This is a genomic window from Streptomyces sp. NPDC002138 (assembly GCF_040296485.1).
In the GTDB taxonomy this organism is placed as follows: Bacteria; Actinomycetota; Actinomycetes; order Streptomycetales; family Streptomycetaceae; genus Streptomyces.
Genome location: NZ_JBEOXE010000149.1, coordinates 1 through 3775 on the forward strand (window position 1 = coordinate 1; position 3775 = coordinate 3775).

A 3775-nucleotide genomic window follows, 5' to 3' on the forward strand; every position below is an offset into this window, starting at 1 on the left:
GTTCGCGGCGTCGGCGCACAGCACCCGGTCCGCCGCGTGCAGGGTCTGCCACGCCGACCAGGACAGCAGGCCGGGGGCGACCCGGTGACTGGCGACCGAGAAGGTCACGACCGACTGGTAGGTGTCGGCGAACATGAACGGCGGGAGCTGGATCATCCCGGCGCCGCCGACGGCGAACTCACCACCGGTCAGCTCGTCCCCGCCGGCCGCCTGCGAGGCCACCTTCATCGGGGTGTCCGTGATCGCGCCGGGGGTACCCGCGGAGCAGGTGCTCGGGCTGTCCGCGTTGGTCACGGTGCAGGTCGGCTGGATGCCGATCTGGGCCTTGGCCATGGAGTGGCCGGTGGTCTGGTTCAGGAACGGCGTACGGGTCGCCGTCACGTCCCAGCCGAGGGTGCCGCCGCGGAAGTCCTGGACGGTCGCGGCGTTGAACATGCCGACCACCGACTGGGCCTTGCCGTTGATGGTGACGGAGCCGAAGCTGACGGCGGGCTGCCCGTCCTTCGGGCCCAGTGCCAGCGGGCCGGGGAGCACCTCGACGTCCACCGGGTTCTTCACGCCCGCCTGGTCCTCCAGGAACACGAAGGACTTGTACGGGGTGACCGAACCGTCGATCTTGATCGCGTCGGCCTTCTTGGTGACCGTGATGTTGCAGGTGGCGACGCCCGAGGCGTCGGCCGTGCCCGTGCCCGTGTCACCGGTCGCCGCGCCGCCGAGGAGGGCGGAGCAGGTGACGGGACCGGCGGGGAAGTTGGCGCCGGTGGCGACGACGGCGGTGCCCGCCTTGCCGCTGTTGGGCGTCACCTTCGTGGTGATCGGGTCCTTGGGCAGGGCTTCCACGGCGACCGAGCCGACCGAGCCGCTGGGACGCGGGTCGGGCGTACAGGTCGTGGTGTAGATGGTGCCGCCGAGGTCCGCGTCCGTGACCACCGTGTCGATGGTGATCTGGACGGTGGTGCCCTCGGTGCCGTCCGGGATGGTGATGTTCCCGCTGAACGCCGGCGGGTCGGACTTCTTGTTGGCCTCCTGGTGGCTGGGCACGGCCGGGCTCGTGACGGTCTGGGCGACCCCGCCCACGAACAGCTTGGCCTTGATGGTGTTGACCGTGTCGATCGTGAACATCGGGATGACCGGGGTCTCGCCCGGATCGATGGTGATCGGCACGGACTGCCCGGCCTTGGCGCCGTCCGGGAGCGTGATCGTGTAGTCCTGGTTGCCGTTGGCGCCGGGCTGCGGCGCGGGGGCGACGCACTTCATGGCGACCGGGGTGGTCTTGGTCGCTGCCTGCGCCGTCCCCGCCAGGCCCACCACGCCACCCGTCAGGGCCAGGGAAAGGGCGCCCGCCCCGGCCAGAACTCTTCGTCGGAACGTTGTCGTACTCACTGGGTCGCGACTCCTTCGTCAAACGAACCCTCCCCCCACCCGCTGTGGGGGAGAGGCCGAGCCGGTGCGGTGGCCGATATTGACGCGTCGCGGTGATGAGAAGTCAATGACTTGCTTTCGCCCGAAGCACTCAGAAATTGATGTCCCATCAGAACGGGGCGGGGAGCGGGCGGAGTACCGACTGGTCGGTGGGGTCGCGGGTGGGGCGAGTGGGGTGAGCGGGTGCGGTGACCTGCGGTGGCGTGCCGTGACCTCCGGTGGCGTGCCGTGACCTCCGGTGGGGTGCGGTGGAGGCTAGGCCGGCGGAGTCACCGGTGCCTGGGCCGGCGGGACGACGGGCGCGGGTACGGGTGCGGTCACCGGCGCGGGTACGGGCGCGGACGCGGCCGGAGCGGGCACGGCCGGGGTGGGCGTGGGGACCGGAGCCGTCACCGGGGCGGGTGCGGACGGGGTGGGGGTGGGTGCGGGAGTCGTCACCGGGGCGGGTACGGGGGTGGCCGGGGCGGGTGCCGTCACGGGCGCGGCCGGGGTGTGCAGGAGGAGGTTCGGGGTGCCCGCGGGCAGGTCGGTGATCCGGCCGCGGACCGCGCTCCCGAGGAGCACCCGGGCCACCTCCGCCGGGGTTTTCGCGGTCCCGGCGGCCAGGATCAGGGCGGCCGTACCGGCGACGTGCGGGGCGGCCATGGAGGTGCCCGAGAGGGTCTGGACGGCGTTCGCGGCGCCCTTCCAGGCCGAGGTGACGCGCACGCCGGGGGCGAGGAGGTCCACGCAGGCGCCGTAGTTGGAGAAGAAGGCCCGCCGGTCGGTGGCGTCGGTCGCGCCGACCGTCAGGGCGCTCGGGGTGCTGCCGGGGGAGGAGTAGCAGGCGTTGCGGCCGTCGTTGCCCGCGGCGGCCGTGAAGGTGACGCCGGAGGCGACGGCCCGGGTGACCGCCCGGTTCATGCCGAAGCTGTGGCTGCCGCCCATGCTCATGTTGGCGACGGCGGGCGGTCCGCCCGCCCGCCGGGCCTTGCGGGCATCGGTGATCATCCACTCGATGCCCGCGATGATGTCGGAGACGCTCCCGCTGCCCCGCCGGTCGGCCACCTTGACCGCGATCAGGCTGACCCCCTTGGCCACCCCGTAGGTGGCGCCGCCCAGGCTTGCGGCCACGTGACTGCCGTGGCCGTTGAGGTCCTGGGCGGCCTCCCTGGTCTCGTTGACCCCGAAGACGGCGCGGCCGCCGAACTCCGTGTGCGCGGTGTTGATCCCGGTGTCGATGACGTACGCCCGCACGCCCGCGCCGGTCCCCGGGTACGCGTAGACCCCGTCGAGCGGGAGCGCGCTCTGGTCGAGGCGGTCCAGCTGCCAGGGCGCCGGGGTCTCGGAACCGGGCGCTCCGGGTCCGCCGGGCGCCGAGGTGGTGTGGACGAGGGCGTCCGGCTCGACGGACGCGACCCGCGGGTCGGCGGCGAGTTCGGCGGCCCGGCCCGCGCTGGTGCGTACGGCGAAGCCGCTCAGGGCGGTGTCGTACACCCGGCTGACGGTGTCGCCCGCCTTCGTGGCCTCGGCGGCCAGGGCGTGGGTGAGGGCGCGCGGGACGGTGTCCTTGAGGACGACGACGTAGGGCGCGGTGGCGCCGTCGTGGCCGCTGCTCGCGCCGGTATCTGTCTGCAGGGGCAGGGCTGTCGCCGCCAGGAGGGCGGCGGCGGGGAGCAGCGCGGTGATTGCGGTCATGCGGCGATGCTCGGCCAGGTGGCGGCGGTGCGCGCGGAGGGTGCGCCGAGTGGGCGCACGACACGCCGCCCAAGGGGGGGGCGCGGCGTGACGGGTGTGACGGGTGGGGTCAGGGTGGCCCGCCGCGGGGGACGGCCCTCAGCCGGCCGGCGTCGAGGGCGCGTCGGCGGACAGGGCCCAGCCGCGCATCGTGAAGACGCCCTCGTCCACGGCGCCGGCGGAGGTGTACGTCGCGAGCGCCGCCTCGTTGTCGGTGTCCACGCCCACCCACATGCCGTAACAGCCGCGCGCCCGGGCCTCGTCGGCGAGCGCGCGCGTCAGCTCGCGCCCGATGCCGCGGCGCCGGTACCCCTCGTCCACGCTCAGCTCGTACAGGCACATCTCGGTGCCCTTGTCCGGGTGGCTCATCTCGACGCCGGAGACCATGCCCGCCGGTACGCCGTCCACGTAGGCGATGAGCATCAGGTGCCCGGCGGCGGCGAGGAAGCGGGCGGCCCGGTCCTCGCGGGCGGGGCCGTCGAAGAGGCCTTCGGCGGCGACGAGTTCGGCGACGGTGCGGGCGCGGCGGATGTCCATGCGGGCAGCCTAGTACTGCAACGGTGTTTGCCGTGACGGTTGGGCAGGTCGGTCGTTGTTCAGTTCATGGGTGGGGAACTTGCTGCTGCCCGGTCGTGGG

Annotated in this window: 2 protein-coding genes and 1 pseudogene; all 3 read right to left on the reverse strand. The window is 73.5% G+C overall.

The genetic code is table 11. The features are described 5' to 3' along the window. Positions 1–135 (reverse strand): annotated as a pseudogene (locus ABT084_RS37730) (nucleoside triphosphate pyrophosphohydrolase); the annotation flags it as partial. A gap of 1542 nt (positions 136–1677) precedes the next feature. Then, entirely contained in the window at positions 1678–3099 is a 1422-nt protein-coding gene (locus ABT084_RS37735; protein WP_351054330.1) for a S8 family peptidase, read from the reverse strand. A 138-nt stretch (positions 3100–3237) separates the two neighbouring features. Next, positions 3238–3675, reverse strand: coding sequence for a GNAT family N-acetyltransferase (locus ABT084_RS37740; protein WP_351054333.1), 438 nt, complete (start codon positions 3673–3675; stop codon positions 3238–3240). Between the last annotated feature and the right edge of the window lie 100 nt (positions 3676–3775).